Source organism: Kitasatospora sp. NPDC034023 (genome assembly GCF_055575795.1).
On record NZ_JBVIRY010000090.1, the window covers coordinates 1 to 5,825 of the forward strand.

Below are 5,825 nucleotides of genomic sequence, written 5' to 3' on the forward strand. Positions count from 1 at the left end.
CTCCTCGCCACCCGCCTCACCAGCCGCATCCGCACCACCCTCGGCACCGAACTCCCCCTGCGCACCCTCTTCGAAGCACCCACCCCCGCCGCCCTCGCGGAACGGCTGAAGCCCGCCAAGCGGGCCCGGCCGAGCCTGCGGTCGGTGAAGCGACCGACGGAGGCCGACTGACGAAGGCCGACTGACGGCGACCGACTGAAGGACGCCGCCTGGCGGGCGATCCGGCCCGTCGGGCGTCCGGCCTGGCCGACTTGGCCCGACCCGGCCCGACCTGGCCCGACCAGCTTCGGCCGCACAAGCACCACACCAGACCTGATCCATCGCACGACCCGGCCCCTGCGGCCGGCCCGTCTCACAGCTAGGGGACTCCAGATGATTCCGTTGTCGTACGCGCAGCGCCGCCTTTGGTTCATGGGCGAGTTGACCGGCCCGAGCGCGACGTACAACATCCCGGTGGTGCTCCGGCTGACGGGGACGCTGTCCCCGGCGGCGCTTGAGGCAGCTCTGCGCGATGTGATCGACCGTCATGAGGTGTTGCGCACCGTCTTCCCGGCGGTGGACGGCGAGCCCCGCCAGCGGGTGCTGCCGACCGAGCTGGCCGCGTTCGAGCTGGCGACGGCCGAGCCCGCCGGGGAGGCGGAGCTGGCCGAGGCGGTGGCCCGGGTCCTGGGGCACCCGTTCGACCTGCACGAGGAGATCCCGATCCGGGCGACGCTGCTCACGGTCGCCCCGGAGGACCACGTACTGGCCGTGGTTGTCCACCACATCGCCGGTGACGGCTGGTCCCTCGAGCCGCTGGCGCGCGACATCGCCACCGCGTACACCGCGCGACTGGCCGACCGGGCGCCCGAGTGGGAGCCGCTGCCCGTCCAGTACGCCGACTACACCTTCTGGCAGCGCGAGCTGCTCGGCGACGACCAGGACCCGGAGAGCCTGCTGACCGAGCAACTCGGCTACTGGCGGCAGGCGTTGGCCGGGGTCCCGGAGGAGTTGGCGCTGCCGTACGACCGGCCGCGCCCGGCCACCGCCTCGAACCGGGGCGAGTCCGTCGAGCTGCTCGTTCCGGCCGAACTGCACGCCAAGCTGGCCGAGTTGGCGAAGCAGCAGCGTGTGACGATGTACATGGTGCTGCAGACGGCGCTCGCCGTCCTGCTCTCCCGGCTCGGCGGCGGTCGGGACATCCCGATCGGCACGCCGATCGCCGGCCGCACCGACGAGGACCTGAACGAGCTGGTCGGCTTCTTCGTCAACACCCTGGTGATGCGCACGGACCTGACCGGCGACCCTTCGCTCGCCGAGGTGCTCGACCGGGTCCGCGAGACCGGCCTCGGCGCTTTCGAGCACCAGGACGTGCCCTTCGAGCGCCTGGTCGAGGACCTGGCACCCGTGCGCTCACTGGCCCGCCACCCGCTCTTCCAGGTCATGCTCAGCCTGCAGAACAACGCGCAGGCGACCCTCGAGCTGCCCGGTGTCACCGTGCGCCCGCTGGCCGCGCAGACGGCCTCGGCCCGCTTCGACCTCTCCTTCGAGGTCGGCGAGAACCTCGACCCGGCGGGTGGCCCGGCCGGGCTGGCGGTGCGGGCCACGTACGCCGCCGACCTCTTCGACCGGGCTACCGTCGAAGCCGTCGCCCAGCGCCTGGTACGGGTACTGACGGCTCTCGCCGAGGAGCCGGCCACCCGGGTCAGCGCGGTGCGGGTGCTCGACGACGCCGAGCAGGTCCGGATCCTGGAGGAGTGGAACGACACCGCCGTCGAGGTGGCGCCCGCCCACCTGCCCGCGCTGTTCGCCGCCCAGGTCGCCCGTACTCCCGACGCGGTGGCGGTGGTCGCCGAGGGGCAGCGGCTCTCCTACGCGGAGCTGGACGCCCGGGCCAACCGGCTGGCCCGGCTGCTGCGGGAGCGCGGCGTCGGCCCGGAGTCGCTGGTCGCGGTCTGCCTCGGACGCTCGGCCGAGCTGGTGATCGCGCTGCTCGCGGTGCTGAAGTCCGGTGCCGCCTACGTGCCGGTCGACCCGGAGTACCCGGCCGACCGGATCGCCTACATGCTCGACGACGCCCGGCCGGTCGCCCTGGTCACCACCGGCGACCTCGCCGCCGGTCTGCCCAGCACCACCGGTCTGCCCAGCACCACCGGTCTGCCCAGCACCACCGGTCTGCCGGGCACCGCCGGCGCCCGCGGCCCGCTGCCCCGGATCCTGCTGGACGAGACCGACCTGGACTCCTACGACGGCTCCGCCCTGCCCTGCCCCGAGCTGCTCCCCGCGCACCCCGCGTACGTCATCTACACCTCCGGCTCCACCGGCCGCCCCAAGGGTGTGCTGATCGAGCACCGGGCCCTGGTGAACTACGTGGTCCGCTGCCACCGGGCCTACCCCACACTCACCGGCAGCACCCTGCTGCATGCCTCCATCTCCTTCGACGCGGGCGTCACCGGCCTCTACGGCGCGCTGACCTGCGGCGGCCGCGTGGTGGTCGCCGCACTCGACGAGCGGCTGCCCGCCCTGCTGGCCGGCGAGCGGCTGACCTTCCTCAAGGGCACTCCCAGCCACCTGGCCTTCATGGACGCGCTGCCCGAGGAGTGCGCGCCGACCGGGCAGCTGATGGTCGGCGGCGAGGCCGTGCGTGCCGAGGCGATCCGCGCCTGGTCGGCGCGCCACCCCGGCGTGGCGATCGTCAACCACTACGGGCCGACCGAGGCGACCGTCGGCTGCACCGACTTCCCGGTGGACCCGCGGACGGTGACCGACACCGCCGTGGTGCCGATGGGCCGGCCGATGTGGAACACCCGCGCCTACGTCCTGGACGACACGCTGCGCCCGGTGCCGCCCGGTGTCGCCGGCGAACTGTACATCGCGGGCGCCCAGTTGGCGCGCGGCTACCTGGGCCGGCACGGGCTGACCGCGGAGCGCTTCGTGGCCTGCCCGTACGGCGCCCCCGGCGAGCGGATGTACCGCACGGGTGACGTGGTGCGCTGGACCGCCGACGGCAACCTGCAGTTCCTCGGCCGCGCCGACGAGCAGGTGAAGATCCGCGGCTTCCGCATCGAACTCGGCGAGGTCGAGGCCGCCGTCGCCGACTGCCCCGGACTCGCGCGGGCCGTGGTCGTCGCCCGCGAGGACATGCCCGGCGACAAGCGCCTCGTCGCCTACGTCGTCCCGGCCCCCGGCGCGGAGAGCACCAAGAAGCTGCCCGCGCTGGTCCGCGCAACGGTCGGGGCCCGTCTGCCCGACTACATGGTGCCGTCGGCCGTGGTGGTCCTGGACGCCCTGCCGCTGACCTCCAACGGGAAGCTCGACCGCCGCGCCCTGCCCGCCCCGGACTACGGGGCGACGGCGGCGGGCCGCGCCGCACGCACGGAGCAGGAGGAACTGCTCTGCGGCGTGTTCTCCGAGGTGCTAGGAGTGGCGGCGGTCGGCCCGGAGGACGACTTCTTCGCGAGCGGCGGGCACTCGCTGCTGGCGGTGCGACTGATCAGCCGGATCCGCTCGGTCCTGGGCATCGAACTGTCGCTGCGCACCCTCTTCGAGGCACCCACCCCCGCCGCCCTGGCACGTCACCTGGACCCGGGCGCTCTGGTCCGCCCGCCGGTGGTCGCCACCGGGGAGCGGCCCGAGCGGGTACCGCTGTCCTTCGCCCAGCAACGGCTCTGGTTCCTCGCCCAGTTGGATGGGCCGAGCGCCACCTACAACATCCCGGTCGCGCTGCGGCTCACCGGCGAGCTCGACCGCGCCGCACTCCACGCGGCCCTGCTCGACCTGATCGGCCGCCACGAGGTACTGCGTACGGTCTTCCCCGCCCACAGCGGAAACCCGCATCAGCAGGTGCTCCCGGCTGACCTCGACCGGCTCGGCTTCGGCCTGACCGTGGCCGACACCACCGAGGTGGAGCTGGCCGAGGCCGTCGCCCGGGCGGCCGGGCTCGCCTTCGACCTGTCGGCGGAAATCCCCGTACGGGCCTGGCTGTTCGCACTGGCGCCACAGGAACACGTCCTGGTGGTGACGGTCCATCACATCGCTGGTGACGGCTGGTCGATGGCTCCGCTGGGGCGTGACCTGTCGGCCGCGTACGCGGCGCGCGTCAACGGCCGGGCACCCGCGTGGGCGCCGCTGCCGGTGCAGTACGCCGACTACACCCTCTGGCAGCGCGAGCTGCTCGGCGGCGAGGAGTCGCGAAGCGACCTGCTCGAGCAGCAGTTGGCGTACTGGCGACGGGAGTTGGCGGCGGTACCGGAGGAGCTGGCGCTTCCCTTCGACCGGCCGCGCCCGGCCGTCGCCTCGCACCGCGGCGGCTCGGTCGACCTCGCCGTGCCGGCGGAGCTGCACGCCCTGCTGGCCGAGGTGGCCCGCTCGCAGGGTGCCACGATGTTCATGGTACTGCAGGCGGCGCTGGGTGTGCTGCTGTCCCGGCTCGGTGCCGGGGAGGACGTTCCGATCGGTACGCCGGTCGCCGGCCGTACCGATGAGGCGCTGGACGAGCTGGTCGGGTTCTTCGTCAACACCCTGGTCCTGCGCACCGATCTGGGCGGCGATCCGACCTTCGCCGAGCTGCTGGGCCGGGTCCGCGACGCCGCGCTGGGCGCGTTCGCGCACCAGGACGTGCCGTTCGAGCGCCTCGTCGAGGAGCTGGCACCCGCGCGCTCGATGGCCCGGCACCCGCTCTTCCAGGTCATGCTCAGCCTGCAGAACAACGAGCGGGCAACCGTCGAACTCCCGGGCCTGACGGTGACGGCGGAGCCCGGTGCGGCCCCGGTCGCCAAGTTCGACCTGGAGCTGAGTGTCAGCGAGGCGGTGAACACGACCGGCGCGCCGGACGGACTGGCGGTGCGGGTCACGTACGCGGCGGACCTGTTCGACGCGGCATCGGTACGGACGATCGGCGAGCGGTGGCTGCGCGTGCTCGCCACCGTCGCCGGGGACCCGTCCCTGCGCGTCAGCGCCGTCGACGTACTCGCCGACGACGAACGCCACCTCCTGCTCCAGGACTGGTCCGGCGCCACCCACAGCGTCCCGACCGAGACCGTACTGCCCGCGCTCTTCGAGGCCCAGGCCGCCCGCACCCCCGACGCCGTCGCCGTCATCCACGGCGACGAACAGGTCACCTACCGGGAGTTGAACGAGCGCGCCAACCGGCTCGCCCACCTCCTCGCCGAACAGGGCGTCCGCCCGGAGTCACTGGTCGCGATCCGCATGGAACGCACCGCCCACCTGATGACCGCCCTCCTGGCCGTCCTCAAGGCCGGCGGCGCCTACCTGCCCATCGACCCCGACTACCCCACCGACCGCGTCACCCACATGCTCACCGACGCCAACCCCACCCTGCTCCTCACCACCAGCACCATCACCGCACCCACCAACGGAATTCGCACCATCCTGCTCGACCAGGCCGACCTCTCCACCCGCCCGCGCAGCAACCCGGTCGTCACCGCACTGCCCGCGCACCCCGCCTACGTGATCTACACCTCCGGCTCCACCGGCCGCCCCAAGGGCGTGGTGATCACCCACCGCAACATCACCAAGCTCCTCACCTGGGCCGCCGACACCTTCGGCGACCACCACTTCACCCACACCCTCGCCGCCACCTCCCTCAACTTCGACGTCTCCGTCTTCGAACTCTTCGGACCCCTCACCACCGGCGGCACCATCGAGATCGTCCGCAACCTGCTCACCCTCACCGAACCCACCCACCACACCTGGAACGGCACCCTCATCAGCGCCGTCCCCTCCGCCCTCGCCCACATCCTCACCACCCCCCACGTCACACCCACCCCCCACACCATCGTCCTCGCCGGCGAAGCCCTCACCCCCCACACCCTCAACACCATCCA

Annotated in this window: 2 protein-coding genes; both read left to right on the top strand. The window is 72.9% G+C overall.

The genetic code is table 11. The annotated features are described in order from the left end of the window. A partial coding sequence (locus ACZ52R_RS43185) for a phosphopantetheine-binding protein (RefSeq protein ID WP_465665813.1) occupies positions 1-171 on the top strand: 171 nt, incomplete at its 5' end. 201 nt (positions 172-372) lie between these two features. Continuing rightward, a partial coding sequence (locus ACZ52R_RS43190) for an amino acid adenylation domain-containing protein (RefSeq protein ID WP_465755552.1) occupies positions 373-5,825 on the top strand: 5,453 nt, incomplete at its 3' end.